We start from the raw sequence: 18238 nt of genomic DNA, 5'->3' as shown, positions 1-18238 counted from the left end.
ATATATTAATTATTATTAGATTCTATTTCATTACTATAGTTTTCACCGATAACCCTATCATAAGTGATTAAATCAAGTTCAGCATTTCTCTCATTAGAACTTTGAACACTTGGAGAGTAAAGTGGATAGTCATTCATAATACTTTTCATAGTACTAGTAAACTTTGTATCTTCACTGCCAATCATATCAGTTACTACATAAGGAATATAAAAAGCTGAAATAGTTTTATCATCTTTATCTAAAATGCTTGAATTATAATTGTTCCAAATAATATATTTTTGAGTATAGATTAATTCAGAATTAGCATCTGAAACCCCTAGTCTGTTATAAACATCATCATCAGGAGTAAAGAATGGGAAATGATCCCCAACAAATACTAAAACAACATCCTCATCAAAATCTTTAAGCCAATTAGTAAATTCTCTTAAAGTATCACTTGTTTCTTTTATACCGGCTAAATAGTATGATAATTGATCAGCGCCTTCAGCAGTTTCTTCGTAGTAAGGCTGATGATTTTGCATTGTAGTAGCAAAAATATAACTTGGATTATCACTTGATTCTAGTACTGATTTTATTTGATTAAATACACTTTCATCTGAAATATACCTTCTAAATTTAGTAGTTTCTACTGTCATATTATCATCAAAGTATAAGTTATCAAAGCTATATTGAGAGTAAAGAGTTTCTCTATCATAAAAACTTTTACTAAAAGGATGAATATAAGTAGTAGAATATCCTAAATTTTTAAAGTATTTAGGTATTGTATCGATTATTTCTTGCTTTTTTAGTAAGTTTTGTGGAACAGATGGTGTATTAATTGCATAGGTTGGGAGACCAGTTAATAATTCAAATTCAGTTCTTGTTGTATATCCTCCAAAGGTTGGAACAATACAATTACCTATATATCCTTCAGATCCTACTTGGTCGAATCCAGAGTATATATCTTCATCAATATTAAGAGAATCAAACACTCTAAAATCACTAAATGATTCAGACATAATAAATATAACATTAGGTTTATTTTCATCAGATGTTATATTATCTGAATTTGTAGTTTTACTATCATCTGAATCTTTATTTTCAGAAGAAAATAATTCGTTTATAGAATCATAACTATAATTCTCAGGTGGATTTACAATATCCATTAAATTTTCAGAGGTAGTCTTTGCTAAATACGGCAAAAATCCTATATCACTAAACTGTTCGTTACTTTCTAATATATTAGTAGCAACATTAGTTTCTATTTCAAATGCTGAAAATACTTTTGCTGAGATGGAAGTTGTTAATGCTATAGTTAACATTGCACTTATACTAGCACAAATGTAAATACGCTTTTTTAGTGAAAAATCTAGAATTAAATTATTTTTATAGGTAAAAACTATATATAGTATTAAAATTACTAAATTAAGCACTAAAGGATAAGTAATTTTTAATGATGCAAATTTTCCAACATCACTTAGATTTTTTGTCATTATTAAGTCACTAATAACTAAGTGACTTCCGCTAGTTTTATATTTAAAATATTCTACGCAAGATAGAATATAAAATATTCCACCATGAATTGTCATTGAGAGCCAGGCTTTATTTAAGATAAGAAAAATTAGTATAAATAGTATTGCAGATATTAATATATTAAATAATAAGATATTTGGCTTTGTTATTAAGAATGTCATTGTTTCAGTGAAATTTTGACAAATATTATATTCTAACAAAACAGATATCATTAATGGATATAAAATAACCAGTAAATATTTAAATATATTTTTGTAGTTTATTTTCATGATAGAATAATAACTCCTTTCGAATAATATATTTCGTATATTAATATATAACGAATATCAAATATATTATATACTTAAATGATAGATTTTGTAATTGTGTTAAGAGAATATTAAGAGAAATTTAATTGAATATATATTCATTGTTTATGAACTTAGTATAAAATAAAAATATTTTAACAAAAGAAGGTGATTTTTATGTTTGGAATACCATTAATTGAATGGGTTGGATATGCAGCATCAATAATGATTGCAATATCTTTATTAATGACTGATATATTAAAACTTAGAATAATTAATTCAATTGGATGTGTGCTGTTTGCAATTTATGGATTTATTGTAAAAGCCTATCCGGTAGGAATTATTAATACATTTATATTCTTTGTTAATATGTTTTACATATATAAATTTTCGAAAGAGTAACAATATAACGTCTTTAAAGTATAAAGCTTTAGAGGCGTTTTTATATATTATGAAAAGTACAATGCCATTAATTATATTATAAAATATGATTATAGTGTATAATTAAAATAAATTTATAATAATATAATGGAATCTTAAAATTTATTTCAAACTATAAGAAGCAAAAGAGGTGCAATATGGGGTTAATGGATTCAATATTAGGTTTGTATGATATGATGAAAAATGATTTTGGAGAGGAAAGAAAAAAGAAAAGAAATTTTAAATATATAAGAACCTATTTTGATATGGAAGAGCATGATGGATATACTTTAGATGATCAAACATGGGATGACTTTAATATGGATGAAGTATTTGAAAAGGTTGATAGAACATATAGTAGTGCTGGAGAAGCTATATTATATAAAATGCTTAGAAATCCACTTCATGATAAAAAGAAGTTAGATGAAAGAGATAAGTTTATTGAAGAATTAAGAAGTGATAGTGATTTAAGAACTAAGCTTCAGATGATTTATTTTAAGCTTGGTTATGATAGAAAAAATACTTTTTTAGATATGATAATGGAGCCTCTTGAGGAAAATAAAACTAAATATTATTTATATATCTTTTTTGGAAGAGTATTAATGCTTGGAACTATTATTTTATCAATATTATTTAAGGAACCATACTGGTTACTTGTTACTTTTTGTTTATTATGGGTAAATGTCTTTATTAATGATAAGGAAAGAAAGAATGTTAAATCACAAGGGTTATTATACTTAAGAAATATAATAATTTCTGCAAAAAAAATTCAAAAGATAAATAATCCTAAAATAAAAAATTATACTGATGAAATATCAAAGTTGTTAAAGGAATTAAAGGCAATTGATAGTGCTACAAGAACTATTCATTTGGCAAACGTTGGAGGAGGAGTTTTTGAGGTATTAACTATACCATTTTTATTAGAAGAAACTTCTTTTTACAGAGTAGCAAGCCTTTTAGGTGAAAAGAGAGAAGAAATTATAGATTTATATTATTTAGTAGGAGAAATAGAAAGTTATATATCAATTGCTTCTTATAAAGAAGAGATAAAAGGTAAATATACTAAGCCAGTATTCAATGATGAAGTAAATATCAATATAGTTGATGGAATACATCCACTTGTAAAAAATGCTGTAGCTAATTCTATTAAATTTGAAAAGAGGGGAATAGTTTTAACTGGGACTAATATGTCAGGTAAATCTACTTTCTTAAGAATGATAGGATTAAATATGATTTTTGCTCAAACTTTTAATTTCACTTTAACTAAAAAATATGAAGCTTGCTTCTTTAACATAGTATCATCTATTAGTCCAAGTGATGATGTTACTTTAGGAAAGAGTTTTTATATGGCAGAAGCAGAAGCATTACTTAGAATTATAAAAGCATTGGATTTGGAATTACCAGTATTTTGTCCTATTGATGAAATATTTAGAGGAACAAATCCTATTGAAAGAATTTCATCGTCAGCTGAAATTCTTAAATATATAAATAGTAAAGATAGTATATCTATAGTAGCAACTCATGATAGGGAACTTACAGACATACTTAAGGATAATTATGAATTCTTCTATTTTAGTGAAAAAGTTGATAGTAAGGGATTAAACTTTGATTATAAGTTAAAAAGAGGAGTATCTAAAACTCGTAATGCTATTAAATTATTAGATTATATTGGATATCCAAAAGAAATAATTAAAAAATCTTATTTAAGAGCCGAAACTTTAGAAAAATATATGTAAAACCATGGTTATATTAGTTTATGTTTTTATTAGCTAATATAACCTTTTTTATTAAAACTGTATAAATGTTTTCTTAGGGGAATTGTAGAATTTTTTTATATTATTGAAAAATAGAGAAGAAAATGAAGAAAATTTAATGGAAAAAAATACCTAAAAAGGCTATAGTTTTAGAGAAAAAGCTATATAATAAATATATGAGTTTTTTTTAGGGAGGGGTTATTGTGAAAAAGATAAGCAAATTAAATATAATAGCTATAGTAACAATAGGAATAATACTTTTAATTATACCCATTTCAATTCAAGCAAATGGAAGAGATGCAAGTAAGAGAATAAATAAATATGTTGCTCTCGGTGATGAGGTTGCATCTGAAAGTAAAGATTATTATGATGTATCTTATGTATCATTAATAAAAGATTTTTTAAAAGCTTTAAATTCAGATCTAGCTTATAGTAATTTAAGTATGGAAGGAATAACATCAGCTGAATTACTTGACATAATAAAATTAAATAAAGAGGAAATAAAAGATGCTAATTTAATTACTATATCTATAGGGGGAAATAATATATTAAATGTAATTATGAACAATTTATATAGTAATATTGATAGCGAATCTCTAGAAGAATATGATGAAGAAATGTTTGAGGCTATTGTAAGTGAATACTTGAATAGTGATGAAAAAAATTTAGAAGTTATAAATGAAATAGAAGTTTTTGAAAAAGATTTTACTAATATAATTAAACAAATAAAAAAGTTATCTCCTGATGCAGATATTTATATAAATACTGTGTATAATCCTATTAATAAAAAAGGAGATATATATGATTACTTTAATGAAAAAATAAGTGCTATTAATGAAGTAATTACAAAAAATTATAGCATATATGATTATAAAGTCATTGATTGCTATAACATTTTAAATAGTGATGAAAAATTAAATTTTCATGTTGTAAATAATGAATTTAAAATCTATCCCAATAAAGTTGGACATGCAATGATGGCAACTCAAGTTATTTCTGAATATGAGGATTATGTAAACTTAGAAGTAGAGAAAGTTACAACTTCTAGCAATAATATTAAAGGTAAAACTATTCCAAGTAGTAATGTAATTGTTGTATCTGAAAATGGGACAGTAGGAACAACTCAAGCAAAAAAGAATGGTGAATTTGAAATTGAGATATCGCCAATGGTTTCAGGAACTAATCTAGAAGTATTAGTTTATGATAATAATATTTTCTCAATTTTGTATAAATTTCAGAAATTAGTGGTTAAAAAGGGTTTATTTACATCATAATTAGTTTGGCCACATTTGATATGGACAATCATATTTTTCTTTCAATATGGTAATACTAAGCTTGAAATACTTAGGAGTAATTATAATAAACTAAAGATAATATTGGAGGAAAAAAGTATGAAGAAAAAAGTTATATCATTATTGATTTGTTCTGCATTAATGATGGTAGAAGGTGTTACTTATGCTCAAACTATAACTAATAATTCAAGTGATAGTAAGACTACAGTAGAAGCACCTGCAGAAGAAAAGGAACAAACTAAATCTAAGGAAACATCTGAACCTTCAGAAGAAAAATCTTCAGATGAAAAGTGCAAAAAAACTTCTCAAGATGATATAGAAGAAACTTCTTCAAACCCTTGCAAGAAGAAAGAAAAAGAAGAGAAGAAGAAGGAAAAAGAAGACAAGAAGTGCAAGGACGACAATAAGAAAGAAGAAAAGAAAAAAGAAGAAACTAAGTGTAAGGATGAATCTAAGAAAGAAGAAAAAAAGAAAGACGAATCTAAATGCAAAGATGAGTCTAAGAAAGATGAATCAAAAGATCAAAATAAATGTAAATGCAGAGATGAAGAAAAAGCTGCAGAATAATATAAATAAAACAATAGGGTCTATAAATTTAGACTCTATTGTTTTATTTACGATGAATTTCCTAGGAAATTTTATTTATAGCTTCACTTAAAACTTTACCTATAGAATCATGAATTACTAAATCAGCTTTATTATCAGCAGAAGTTGAACTCTTATTTATAAGAACAAGATTCTTTCCACTAAAGTAATCAATAAGTCCAGCAGCAGGATAAACAACAAGAGAAGTTCCACCTATAATTAATGTATCAGCATTTGCAATGGCATTAACTGCACCCCTAATGACATTATCATCTAAACCTTCTTCATAAAGAACAACATCAGGTTTAACATTACCACCACATTTAGTACAAGTAGGTACTCCCTTAGATTGTAAAATGAATTTTTCATCATAAAAAGCATGACATTTAGTGCAGTAGTTTCTTAAAACAGAACCATGAAGTTCAAATACAGTTTTGTTACCGGCAGCTTGATGGAGTCCATCAATATTTTGAGTAACAATAGCTTTTAATTTACCCATTTCTTCTAGTTTAGCTAATGCGATATGACCAGCATTAGGCTTTGCATTAGGATATATTAGTTTAGCTTTATAAAAGTTAAAAAATTCTTCTGGATATCTTATATAAAAACTATGAGAAACTAATTGTTCAGGAGTAAAAGTAACATTAAGTTTTTCATTAAATAATCCATTGGAACTTCTAAAATCAGGAATTCCGCTTTCAGTTGACATTCCAGCCCCACCAAAGAAGACTATATTGTTACTTTCTTTTAGTATTTTTGTTAACTTATCTATTTCAGCAGTCATAAAATCACCGGCCTTTTTATAATTTATATTTTTATTATTGCACAAATAAATGTAAAAATAAAATGCATTAATCACTTTTTCATATTTATATTTGCAATGAGTACAATATAGTGTAGAAATAAATTAGAGGTGAATAAAATGGCATTAAGACAACTTAGATATGAAGGTGATGAGATTTTAAGGAAAAAGTGCAAAAAAGTCGAAGAAGTTGATGATCATATAAGAATGATATTAGATGATATGCTTGATACTTTGCATAATACAGAAGATGGAGCAGCAATTGCAGCACCGCAAATTGGAATATTAAAAAGGCTTGTAGTAATAGATATGGGAACTGGCATAATTAAATTAGTTAATCCAGAGATTATTGAAGAAAAGGGAATTCAAGAATGTGTAGAAGGATGCTTAAGTATTCCTAATAAATATGGCAATACAATTCGCCCTAAAAAAGTTACAATAAAGGCATTAAATGAAAATGGAGAAGAAATAATTTTGACTGGAAGAGGAGAAATGGCAAAGTGTTTTTGCCATGAAATAGATCACTTAGATGGAATTCTTTTTATAGATAAAGTTACTAAATGGTTAAAGATGAATAATAAGTAAAATAATTTAAAGGTGCTTGAAAGAGCACTTTTTTATTAAAGGAAAATGTGGTCATACAATGTGGTGCAGAGGTGATTGTAAATGAAGGGAAAAAGTAATATGAAGGTTGCATTATGTCAGATAAATATTGAATTTGAAAATAAAGAATATAATAAAAAGAAAATTATAGCTAAAGTTAAAGAAGCAAAAAATAACGAGGCAAATTTATGTTTATTTCCTGAAATGACTTTGACAGGATTTGGTATTAATGTTGAGTTAATAGGAGAGAAAGAGAATAAAACCATAGATTTTTTCAGAAAAATATGTATTGATAATAATATAAATGTAGGATTTGGATGGGTAAAAAAAATAAATAGTAGTGGAGAAAATCATTTTACTATAATAAATTATAAAGGTGAGATAATATCCGATTATATAAAGATTCATCCTTTTTCTTTTAGTAATGAAGATAAGCATTATTTATCAGGAGAAGAAATAGTGAAGTGTACAATAGATAACACTAAGCTTGCTTCTTTTATTTGTTATGACTTAAGATTTCCAGAAATATTTCAATGTGTTTCAAATGATGTAGATATTATAATTGTTAGTGCTAATTGGCCACAGAATAGAAGTGAACACTGGAAAACACTGTTGAAGGCTAGAGCTATTGAAAATCAAGTTTATATACTTGGTGTTAATTGTGTTGGAAAAATAGATGGTTTATATTACTCTGGAGATTCATGTATTATTGATCCTAATGGTCAGGTAATAGAAAGTATAGAAAATGTTGAGGGAATAATTTATGGGATTATTGATTTAAAGGAAATAATAGCATTGAGAAAATCTTTTCCTGTTAAGAGTGATAGAAAAAATCAATTATACAATCAGTTCATGATTTTAAATATTTTAAAATCATAAGAAAGTATAGTTTTTCTTATTTTAGCATATGTGTTTTATTTAACTTGACCATCAGAAAAGTTGATTACTAATTTTTTCTGATGGTCAAGTTTTAAAATTTATTTACTAGATTCCCAATGTTGATTTAAAGTATTAAAAATAAATCTTAAAGTTTTACCAATTTCAAGATAACTTTCATCATTTAAGTTAGCTAGAGAAACTCTTAAACCCCATCTAGAAGATGCAAAACCATCTCCATTTAATAAAATAATAGAATAATTTTTAGCTAAATCATAAAGAATGTCAAATGGTGTGTAATTTTCTTCAATAAACTTAGCAAAGTTAATTCCATACTCAATTCTAGCCCAATCTAATATATTTATTTCAGTATAATAAGAAGCATAATGAGGGTTATTAAAAACTTTAAGTTCTAAGCCTTCACATAGTAACTCCTTACGTCTTTTACAGATATCAATAGTAAGATTTTTATAATTATTTTCTAAATCAACTAATGCAAATCCACAGAAAAATGCCATTTGTACTTGTTGTGGCGTTGAAAGACCTGCAGTATGATTTAAAGCAACTTGTCTACTATCAGCAACTAATCTATCCATAAATGATAATTCTTCAGGGTTTGAAGATAAATGACAGTAACGTTTGTTTAAAGTGTCTTTGTGTGTTTCAGGTAGCGCACCTATAAGTTTATTATAAATATTATTTTCGTTTAATATTATTGCACCAAGTCTCCAACCAGTTACACCAAAATATTTTGATAATGAATAAACACCAATAGTATTATAAGGTAAATCACTAATTACAGATTTGAAGTTATTAACAAATGTGCAATAAACATCATCAGTAATAATCATTAAATTAGGATTATATTTAGTTACAATATTCTTTAGTGTATTTCTACAATCATCATTTAGTGCAATAGATGCAGGATTGTTTGGATTCACTATAAATACAGCCTTAATACTTTTATCTTTTAATTTATTTAAATCATCTTCACTGTATTGGTAAGTAGGAAGACCATTTTCATCAACTTCATTAGCATGAATATTTATTACATCAAAATTGTAATGAGGTAAATGTGGTATTTCTAAATAAGGAGTAAAAATAGGTGTCATAAGAGCTATTTTGTCACCTTTATTCAATAGGTGATTTTTTTCAAGAGAATCAAAGATATAGCACATTGCTGCAGTTCCACCTTCAACTCCAAAAACATCAAAATTATTTTCAAATTTAATATCACCACATAATTCTTTAAGTAAATATTTATTTACAAGTTTTTCTATATTTACGAGCATTCTATCAGGAACAGGATAATTATCACCTATAATTCCATCAGCTAATTCAAAAATCCATTCATCTTCATTAAATCCAAGATTATTAATTCCATAATCATAAATTTTTTGTATTAAATCAATTCCAGGTAGTGAAGGATTTGTGTTAATATATTCTAATAATCTTTTAGCAATACCTTTTTTTTGTACCATACCAGCTAAGGAATTAATGTTTAAAGTACGTTGAGTTTCTAATATTGCAAATTGACCAAAAGTAAAAAATGCTTGTCTAGGTTCAGCAGCAGTCCAATTAGGATTTCCTCTACCAGCATCTAAAATTGTATTATTATTTAAAGATGCTAATTTTAATAATTTATCTTTAAATTCAAATGGACTTACGGTTCCATAAATATTTTTCAAGTTTTCTTTAGTTAATTCTGTATTCATTATGAATGTCTCCTTTCAGGATGTATAAACACTGAAATATTTCTTGCAAGTATTAATTTTATAATAGAATTAGTGAAATTAAAATAGAAAAAATAAGTTTTAGTAATATAATAAAATAAGTTAAAATAAATATAAAAAAAATAGTAAATTGATATAAAAGTCTTGGAAATTTATTTAAATTAATAAAAATGGGGAAATAATTATTATATTATAAGTATTTAAGGTATAAAAAAAAGGTGCAATTATACATGCACCTTAATTTTAATGAGTTAATACTTCAACTCCAGTTTCTGTTACTAATACTGTATACTCCCATTGCGCTGAAGGATAACCATCTTCAGTTAATGTAGTCCAACCATCATCAGAATCTATAAATATATCTGGTTTTCCCATATTTATCATTGGTTCAATGGTAAATACCATACCAGGAACTAATAACATTCCAGTTCCTTTTTTACCTACATGTGAAACAAAAGGTGTTTCATGGAATTCAAGACCTATGCCATGACCACCAAATTCTCTAACTACAGAGTAACCATTAGCTTCAGCGTGAGTTTGAACAGCTTCAGCTATATCACCTAAAAATCCCCAAGGTTTTGCAGCTGCTAAACCTTTATCTAAGCATTCCTTTGCTACTCTTACTAATTTCTCTAAATCAGGATGTACTTGACCAATCATAAACATTCTAGAGGCATCTGAAAAATAACCATTATATATAGTAGAAACATCTACATTTATTATATCACCATCTTCTAAAATAACATCTTCACTAGGAATACCATGGCAAACTTCATCATTTAATGATGTACAAACACTTTTAGGATACCCTTGGAAGTTTAATGGAGCAGGTATAGCACCTTGTGATACTGTGTAATCATGAACAATAGTATTAATTTCTTCAGTTGACATTCCTGCTTTGATTTTACTGCTCACTAAATCTAAAACTGCAGTATTAATTGCAGCACTTTCTTTAATTTTTTCTATTTGTTCAGGTGTTTTAATAATATTTCTAGGTGGTACTACATGACCTTTTAATTTATAAGAGTGGACTTTTTCATCAAAAGCCAAATGACAGTTTTTATACTTTTTATTACTACCACACCAACAGTGGTCATTTCTACTTAAGTTCATATTTTTTATCTCCTTGTTACTATTTATATATTTTTATTATATTACTTTATTAATAAAAAGGAAAACTAATAATATAAATATATGATATATGCAATTTTATTTAATTAAAAACTATTTAATTATGTTATAAAGATACTTTATAATATAACTAGAGAGGAATGAAATGGAAGGTAATGAAAATGAAAAAAAGCTTAGTTGGAAAAAGTAATTTAATATACAAGGCTTTTATGATAATAGGTATAATATTAGTTTTGTATTATTTAGTTTTAAAATTAATGTTTGGATTTATAGCATTTTCTAGTATGTTTTGTATGCTAGGAATAGTTTTAATTATTTATAGTTTTATAGAATTAAAGTTCCAAATAAATATTTGGGGCAAGATTCCTAAAATAATAAGAAATATAGTTACTATATTATTTACAATAGGATTAGTTTTATTTATAAGTGTAGAAGGTCTTATAATATATAATGGTCATCATGTTGATAAGGAAAAGCCAGATTATTTAATGGTATTAGGAGCAGGACTGAGGGGAACAAAAATTAGTACATCATTATTATATAGGCTAGAAACAGCATTAGATTTTCATGAATTATATCCTGATGTAAAGATAATTGTATCTGGAGGGCAAGGTGAAGGGGAAAAGATTAGTGAAGCTAGTGCAATGAGGAATTTCCTTGTTGATAATGGAGTAGATTCAAGTCAAATTATAATGGAAGATAAATCAACTGATACATATGAAAATTTTTTATATACAAAGAAAATATTAGATGAGGAAAGTGAAGTAAAAGATCCTACTGTTACTGTAATATCTAATAATTTTCATATGTTTAGAGCAAAATTTTTAGCCAAAGAAGTTGGGATTAATACTTTAGGATATCCGGCTCCATCTCATAAAGTATCGGCTATAGTGTTTTATGTTAGAGAATTTTTTGGAGTAATAAAGGCTTTTGTATTTAAAAGATAATAAGAACATTGAGAAGGTTATATTAAATAAATCTTCTCAATTTTTTATAAAAATTTAAGGGGGAATTAGTAAATGTATATTATTGAAACAAGTAATTTATCAAAGTCCTACGGGAAAAATAGAGGGATAATAGATATAAATCTGAAAATAAAAGAAGGTGAAATATTTGGATTTGTAGGGCCAAATGGCGCTGGGAAATCTACTACAATAAGAACATTATTAAATTTTATTTTTCCAACAGGGGGAAGTGGAAAAATATTAGGGATGGATATAGTAAAGCAAAGTAAAGATATTAAAAAGCAAATAGGATATGTACCTAGTGAAGTTAAATTTTATGATGAAATAAAGGTCAAAGATATAATTAAATATTCATGTAGTTTTTATGATGGAATTAATCAAGAAGATGTTGATAAACTTTATGAATTGTTAGAAGTAGATGTTGAGAAAAGAATGTCAGAGCTTTCTTTAGGAAATAAGAAAAAGGTTGCAATAGTACAGGCGTTAATTCACAAACCAAGGTTATTAATATTAGATGAACCTACGAATGGATTAGACCCATTAATTCAAAAAAGGTTATTTGAATTATTAAAAAAGGCAAATAAAGAAGGAACTACAGTATTTTTTTCATCTCATAACCTAGTGGAAGTGGAAAATTTTTGTGATAGAGTAGCGGTAATTAAAGAGGGTAAAATTATTGACACTGTAGTTTTAGAAAAGTTAGCTAAAAAAGCAGCTTTAAAGATAGTTTTAAGCTGCAAAGAAATAAATGAAGAGATAATAAAAGAAATAGGAGGACAAGTTATTTCTAAAGAAAAGAATGAATTTGTTTTTAATTATAGTAATGATGTAGATAGTTTGATTAAGAAGCTTTCAGCATATAAAATAAGTAAATTATTAATTAGTGAACAAACACTTGAAGATACATTTATGAATTATTATGAAAGCAAGGGAGTAAGATAATATGAATATTTTTAATTTTGAATTTAAAAGGTTATTTAAGGGGAATATCATTTGGGCTTTAGTGTGTAGTGTTTTAATTGTAATGTTTATGTTATTCTTTCCAAGTATGAAGGAGATGGGAATGCAAGAGTTAGTAGGATCAAAATTAGAATCACTTCCAGAGGCATTTTTAGAAGCTTTTAATATAAGTGGAGCCACTGATTTTAGTAATATTTCTGATTTTTCTGCTTATGTTCTTCAATATATAGTAATGGCAGGTGGAATATATGCGGCAATACTTGGAGTATCATCTTTAGCTAAGGAGGAAAGTGAAGGTACTGTTGAATTTTTATATTCTAAACCTGTTACAAGAAGTAGAATAGTTACAGCAAAGATTTTAGCTAATGCATTTATACTTTTTATATTTATAATTATAGTTTTTATTATAACTATAATTTCAACTATAATCGTTAAACCGGATGATGTAAAATTTGTATCAGTGATTACAGATATAAATAAGATTTATTTAGGAATGGCTTTAATTTCATATGTATTTATGACAATAGGTTTTTTAATATCAGTTTTTGTAAAGTCTGCAAAGAAAGCTACATCAATAGCATTAGAAATATTTTTTGCAAGTTATATATTAGGAATATTTTCAAAGCTTCAAGATAGATTAAGTGGATTCATATATTTATCTCCGTTTGATTATGCTGCTCCATCAAATGTAATAAAAAATGGATTTGAAGAAAAGTATATTATTATAGGATTAGGTATAATGATAATATCACTTGCTGGAACTTATATAATATATAATAAGAAAGATTATAATATATAAGTTGATGATAATTCAATTTGAGAAAAATAAATAAGCATATTTTAGTTAATTATAATTTGATAAATTTAATTTTAGATAAATATTTAAGGAAATACCACCAATTATAAATTAAAAATGGTGGTATTTTTAATAATATGGAAAGTAAATGAATAAAAATATTAATAAAGATTAATATTAAATATGTAAAAGTTTTTTGTTATAAATGATTTGAAAGGGGGTAGACGGTATGAGTAACAAGTTTATATTTAATGAGGATATAAATAAAATAATAACTAAAAGAAAATCAGTTAGAACATATAATACTGAAAAGATACCAGATGAAATATTAAATAAACTTAATGAATATATTAAATCCCTAAGTGGACCTTTTGATGAAAAGGTAGTATTTAAAATACTTGATTCTAAAGAACATATTAATGGAGCTAAACTTGGAACATATGGAATAATAAAAGGTGCAACAAAATTCATTGCAGCAAAGATAAAGGAAGGGGAATTTGCATTAGAAGAATTAGGATATGAAATGGAATCTTTAGTCTTATATGCAACAGCTTTGGGGTTAGGTACTTGTTGGATTGGAGGCACTTTTAAAAAAGGACAATTTGCTAAGGCAATGGAAGTTGAATCAGGAGAAATTTTACCTATAATATCACCAATCGGATATGAAAGTGAAAATAAAAGCTTTGTAGAAAAAACAATGAGAAGATTTTCAAATTGTGATTATAGAAAGCCATGGAATAAAATTTTCTTTTTTAGAGATTTTTCATGCCCCTTAACTGAACATGCTACTTTAGATGGATTCAAAGATGCATTAGAAAATGTAAGATTGGCCCCATCAGCTTTAAATAAACAACCTTGGAGAATAGTAAAGCATGGAGATGATTTTCATTTTTTTATTTCTAATGATAAAGAGGAAGCTAAAGAAGGATATGATATTAACAAAATAGATTTAGGAATTGCAATGTGTCACTTTGATTTAACTTGTAAAGAACTTGGAATAAATGGGGGATTTAAAGTAATAGATCCTAAAATTGAAGAGGTACCAAAGCATTATAAGTATATTATTACTTGGATTAAAGAGGAACAAAAGAGATAAATATAAGAAAATATCTATAAGTATAGTTAGAAATACTTTTAATGTATGTAAATAAATAATTTGGATAAAATAATTTTAGGATTAATTATATAGTTTATATACAGTGGAGGTTATTAATTATGGCTTTTGAAAAATTAGAAAACAAAATTAATAAAATTAATAAAAAAATCAAGCAAGGAAGATTATCTCAAGAAATTGCTGATGAAATTAGCAATGTAATTAATGAAGTAGAAGAGTTAGGCGATGAAGCAAAAGATAAATTTAAAAGTGCAGTAGATAATATGAAAAAATCATTAAATAAAATGAAGTAATAAAGGAGCATATGAGTATATGCTCCTTTATTTTTAATATATCTTTTAAATATTGCAAGATAAACTCCGTTGTAGGAATATATTAACAAATATTTTACAGTATGTTAATATATTAATTAGGTGCCAGTAAATGATATGTGAGGTGTTTAATGAATAAAAAGTTTGAAATTATAACGGCTTGGTTGGTAGTTATAGTTGTAATTGGGGCAATAATATTTGCTAATGTGAAAGGGACATTAAATAAAGGCAAAGATATATTTGATGAAAAAGATATTACTAGTTCAAAGTGGAACATATTAAAAGAATTTATACCAAATGATGATCTTGTTAAATTTAATATAGATGCACCTAATGCATCTTTAGAGATTATAAAAACTGATGAAAAGGAAATAAAAATTCAATGTACTAATAATGATAATAGCCAATATAAAATAAATCAAAAAGGTAATGATATAATAATAGAGAAAAAAGAAAAATTGGAACTATTTAAATGGAATATTAAAGGAGATAATATAAAAATAGAAATACCAAGTACGCTAATAGCAAGCATTGATGCTGATACTTCTAATGGAGCAATAATCTTAAATGATATTGAAGCGAACAATATTTATATGGATACAAGTAATGGAGAAATAATTGTAGAAAATGTTAATGTTAAAGAAGATATAAAAATTGATACATCTAATGGAGGAATTGAAGTTTTAAATGTATCTGCAGAAAATATTATTTTAGATTCAAGTAATTCAGAGGCAATATTAAATAATATAAATGGAAAAAAAATAAAGGTAGATATATCAAATGGGGAAATTAAGGTAAATGAATGTCGAGGTAACAAAGTTGTACTAGATACTTCTAATGGAGAAATAGAAGCATATGAATGCTATGCAAATAATTTAAAGTTAGATACATCAAATGCAGAAATAACATTAGAAAATTTAAAAGATAAGGAGTTTGTAATAGATATTTTAGAAGTAAGTACGAGTAATGCTAGTGAAAACATTAATGCAAAATATAATAATAAAAAATAAATAAGCAAACAAGGAGAGTTATAATGAAAATAAGAAAAGCAACCATAGAAGATGTAAATATAATAGCAAAGTATAACTATAACTTAGCACTTGAAACAGAAGAAAAAGTACTAAATATGGATACAGTAACTAAGGGCGTTGAAGCAATATTAAGAGATTCAACTAAGGGAATTTATCATGTATGTGAAATAGAGGGACAGGTTGTAGGTCAAATAATGTATACTTTTGAATGGAGCGATTGGAGAAATGGAACATTCTTATGGATTCAAAGTGTATATGTTGATAAGAAGTTTAGAGGAAAAGGTATATTTAAAAACTTATATAAATATATAAAAGATATTTGTGATAATGATAAAGATATTTGTGGAATAAGATTATATGTAGAGAAGGAAAATTATGTTGCTCAAAAAACATATAAAAATATTGGTATGGATGAATGTAATTATTATATTTACGAGTATGAAAAATAAATTATAGAAGACTATATATAATTAAATAGCTATAAAGTGAATAAGAACTTTATATATATCATATAAAGGAATAGGGGGTGAAAGTAAAAATGAATACAGCAGAATTAAAGGCAAATGCAAAAGAGCAGTTAAGAGGAAAATGGGCAGTGGCAATTGCTACTGTACTAGTTGCTAATATATTAATCGATTCAGATGTAATGTATAAGGTTAGTGAAAAATTTGGTTTGATAGGATTAAGTATATCATGCAGTTTAATATCATTATTCCTTGGGGGCGTTATTTCAGTAGGGCTTTGTAAATTTTTATTAGATATGACGACTAAAAGAGAAGAGCCAAGATTTGAAACTTTATTTTCTCAATTTAATATTTATCTTAAAACACTAGGATTAAATATACTTATTACATTATCTGTATGTATAGGTACTATATTATTTATAGTTCCGGGAATAATTGTTGGACTTATGTTTTCTCAAAGCTATTATATTTTATCTGAAGATCCTAGCAAATCTATAACACAATGCATAAAAGAAAGTGTTGATATGATGAATGGCCATAAGTGGGACTTATTTTATTTAGAATTAACATTTATAGGATGGTGGCTTCTTACAGCAATAACCGTTGGAATTGCAGGGCTTTGGGTTGCACCATATGTTAAAGTAACTGAAACTAATTTTTATTTAAGTATAAAAAATAATTAATAAAGTCAAGGCATTAGAGGTTATATAATTTAAAATTATATAACCTCTAATTTTTTATGTATTTAATATAAAAAAAGTAATGTATAAAATATCCTTTAAAATTTGTATAATTATAAAAAATATAATCTACAATTACTAATTTTACAAAGGGTGGGTGATATCATGGCAAAAGAAGCATGTGATAATAGGGTATATATATTGACTAGCAAATTAATGTATCTTTTTATAACTAATATATGGTTTTTGGTAAGTATTTCACCATTTATACTTTATTTCTTTTTATCAGGTGAAAATTTATCTATTCCAATATTAACATTTATAGGAATAGTACTAGGTCCAGCGCTGTCAACAATGTTTTCTGTTACAGGTAGAGCAATGAATGATAAACAAGAAAATGCCACGAAAGATTTCATTCATTTTTATAAACTTAATTTTGGACAAGGTATATTTATTGCAGCCATTATAAATATAATATTAATGGTTTGTTATGTAGACATAGGATTATTTTTTTTAAGTAACATGAAGTTTATTTCTTATATATTAATTGCATTAGCTATATTTATGGGAGCAATATGCTTATATGTTTATCCAATCTTATCAAGAATAAACGCAAAAACAATTGATATATTTAAGATATCCACCAGATTAGTATTTAAAAAGTTATATATAACATTAACTAATATATCAATCTTAATAATAGGTGTAGCTATAGTAGGCTTTACTAACATTTCATTAATTGCAGTGTTGTTTGGTGGGAGTGCAGTATGCTATTTTATTTTAAGAATGGAAGAAAATATTTTAAAAGATGTAGATGCTGAGTTAAAAGAAAAATATTCAAAATAAAAAAAGGAGCTGTATCAGATTGAATTAATAAATTCAGTCTGAATACAACTCCTTTTTAATTGTTCAAAATTTTATA

Annotated in this window: 19 protein-coding genes; 15 read left to right on the top strand and 4 right to left on the bottom strand. The window is 26.0% G+C overall.

The window, feature by feature from the left end; translation table 11 throughout:
• Positions 1 to 5: 5 nt before the first annotated feature.
• Positions 6 to 1781 carry an LTA synthase family protein gene (locus HCG70_RS14675; protein ID WP_195953063.1) on the bottom strand — a complete coding sequence of 592 codons (1776 nt, stop codon included), beginning with the start codon at positions 1779 to 1781 and terminating at the stop codon, positions 6 to 8.
• Between the two features lie 195 nt (positions 1782 to 1976).
• Between HCG70_RS14675 and HCG70_RS14670 the strand changes: the two genes are divergently transcribed.
• From HCG70_RS14670 to HCG70_RS14655, 4 genes are all read left to right on the top strand, one after another.
• Complete coding sequence (locus HCG70_RS14670; protein ID WP_042399913.1) at positions 1977 to 2201, top strand: YgjV family protein; 225 nt, start codon at positions 1977 to 1979, stop codon at positions 2199 to 2201.
• 176 nt (positions 2202 to 2377) lie between these two features.
• On the top strand, positions 2378 to 3955 hold the full coding sequence (locus tag HCG70_RS14665) for a MutS-related protein (protein ID WP_154820406.1): 1578 nt from the start codon (positions 2378 to 2380) through the stop codon (positions 3953 to 3955).
• 221 nt (positions 3956 to 4176) lie between these two features.
• The gene (locus HCG70_RS17705) at positions 4177 to 5247 is read left to right on the top strand and encodes a GDSL-type esterase/lipase family protein (RefSeq protein ID WP_042399911.1); all 1071 of its coding nucleotides are present in this window, start codon (positions 4177 to 4179) and stop codon (positions 5245 to 5247) included.
• A 117-nt stretch (positions 5248 to 5364) separates the two neighbouring features.
• Entirely contained in the window at positions 5365 to 5832 is a 468-nt protein-coding gene (locus HCG70_RS14655) for a hypothetical protein (RefSeq protein ID WP_042399908.1), read from the top strand.
• A gap of 61 nt (positions 5833 to 5893) precedes the next feature.
• Here the strand turns inward: HCG70_RS14655 and HCG70_RS14650 are convergent, their stop codons facing one another.
• Positions 5894 to 6634 (bottom strand): NAD-dependent protein deacylase, encoded by a 741-nt coding sequence (locus tag HCG70_RS14650; RefSeq protein ID WP_042399905.1) that lies wholly within the window; start codon positions 6632 to 6634, stop codon positions 5894 to 5896.
• 138 nt (positions 6635 to 6772) lie between these two features.
• On the opposite strand from HCG70_RS14650, the gene def reads away from it, so the two are divergent.
• Together def and HCG70_RS14640 are read left to right on the top strand one after the other, a co-directional pair.
• The gene (gene def, locus HCG70_RS14645; RefSeq protein ID WP_042399901.1) at positions 6773 to 7237 is read left to right on the top strand and encodes a peptide deformylase; all 465 of its coding nucleotides are present in this window, start codon (positions 6773 to 6775) and stop codon (positions 7235 to 7237) included.
• Between the two features lie 81 nt (positions 7238 to 7318).
• On the top strand, positions 7319 to 8134 hold the full coding sequence (locus HCG70_RS14640; RefSeq protein ID WP_243277115.1) for a nitrilase-related carbon-nitrogen hydrolase: 816 nt from the start codon (positions 7319 to 7321) through the stop codon (positions 8132 to 8134).
• Positions 8135 to 8232: 98 nt separating this feature from the next.
• On the opposite strand, the gene aspD is transcribed toward HCG70_RS14640, so the two are convergent.
• Together aspD and HCG70_RS14630 are read right to left on the bottom strand one after the other, a co-directional pair.
• Positions 8233 to 9849 (bottom strand): aspartate 4-decarboxylase, encoded by a 1617-nt coding sequence (aspD, locus tag HCG70_RS14635; RefSeq protein ID WP_396021004.1) that lies wholly within the window; start codon positions 9847 to 9849, stop codon positions 8233 to 8235.
• A gap of 258 nt (positions 9850 to 10107) precedes the next feature.
• Positions 10108 to 10977: a methionyl aminopeptidase gene (locus HCG70_RS14630; RefSeq protein WP_042399892.1), complete on the bottom strand. Its 870-nt coding sequence runs from the start codon at positions 10975 to 10977 to the stop codon at positions 10108 to 10110.
• Between the two features lie 179 nt (positions 10978 to 11156).
• Between HCG70_RS14630 and HCG70_RS14625 the strand changes: the two genes are divergently transcribed.
• The 9 genes from HCG70_RS14625 to HCG70_RS14585 all read left to right on the top strand — a co-directional run bounded on the left by HCG70_RS14625 (position 11157) and on the right by HCG70_RS14585 (position 18162).
• The gene (locus tag HCG70_RS14625) at positions 11157 to 11942 is read left to right on the top strand and encodes a YdcF family protein (protein WP_055274936.1); all 786 of its coding nucleotides are present in this window, start codon (positions 11157 to 11159) and stop codon (positions 11940 to 11942) included.
• Between the two features lie 72 nt (positions 11943 to 12014).
• Positions 12015 to 12902 (top strand): ABC transporter ATP-binding protein, encoded by an 888-nt coding sequence (locus HCG70_RS14620; protein WP_042399889.1) that lies wholly within the window; start codon positions 12015 to 12017, stop codon positions 12900 to 12902.
• Between the two features lies 1 nt (position 12903).
• A complete protein-coding gene (locus tag HCG70_RS14615) occupies positions 12904 to 13719 on the top strand; it encodes an ABC transporter permease subunit (protein ID WP_221697910.1) in 816 nt (271 codons plus the stop codon).
• A 226-nt stretch (positions 13720 to 13945) separates the two neighbouring features.
• Positions 13946 to 14812, top strand: a complete 867-nt coding sequence (locus tag HCG70_RS14610; protein ID WP_042399884.1) for a nitroreductase family protein — start codon at positions 13946 to 13948, stop codon at positions 14810 to 14812.
• A gap of 119 nt (positions 14813 to 14931) precedes the next feature.
• The gene (locus HCG70_RS14605; protein WP_042399881.1) at positions 14932 to 15123 is read left to right on the top strand and encodes a hypothetical protein; all 192 of its coding nucleotides are present in this window, start codon (positions 14932 to 14934) and stop codon (positions 15121 to 15123) included.
• Between the two features lie 149 nt (positions 15124 to 15272).
• A complete protein-coding gene (locus tag HCG70_RS14600; RefSeq protein ID WP_154820410.1) occupies positions 15273 to 16151 on the top strand; it encodes a DUF4097 family beta strand repeat-containing protein in 879 nt (292 codons plus the stop codon).
• A gap of 23 nt (positions 16152 to 16174) precedes the next feature.
• The gene (locus HCG70_RS14595; protein WP_042399874.1) at positions 16175 to 16621 is read left to right on the top strand and encodes a GNAT family N-acetyltransferase; all 447 of its coding nucleotides are present in this window, start codon (positions 16175 to 16177) and stop codon (positions 16619 to 16621) included.
• 89 nt (positions 16622 to 16710) lie between these two features.
• Positions 16711 to 17319 carry a DUF975 family protein gene (locus tag HCG70_RS14590; RefSeq protein WP_042399871.1) on the top strand — a complete coding sequence of 203 codons (609 nt, stop codon included), beginning with the start codon at positions 16711 to 16713 and terminating at the stop codon, positions 17317 to 17319.
• A 162-nt stretch (positions 17320 to 17481) separates the two neighbouring features.
• Positions 17482 to 18162, top strand: coding sequence for a DUF624 domain-containing protein (locus HCG70_RS14585; protein ID WP_042399868.1), 681 nt, complete (start codon positions 17482 to 17484; stop codon positions 18160 to 18162).
• The last annotated feature ends 76 nt before the right edge of the window (positions 18163 to 18238 follow it).

Source organism: Clostridium sp. K04 (assembly GCF_019734375.1).
In the GTDB taxonomy this organism is placed as follows: Bacteria; Bacillota; Clostridia; order Clostridiales; family Clostridiaceae; genus Clostridium; species Clostridium saudiense.
The sequence above is the reverse complement of the archived record's forward strand: the minus strand, read 5'-3'. Positions and strand labels throughout refer to the sequence as shown.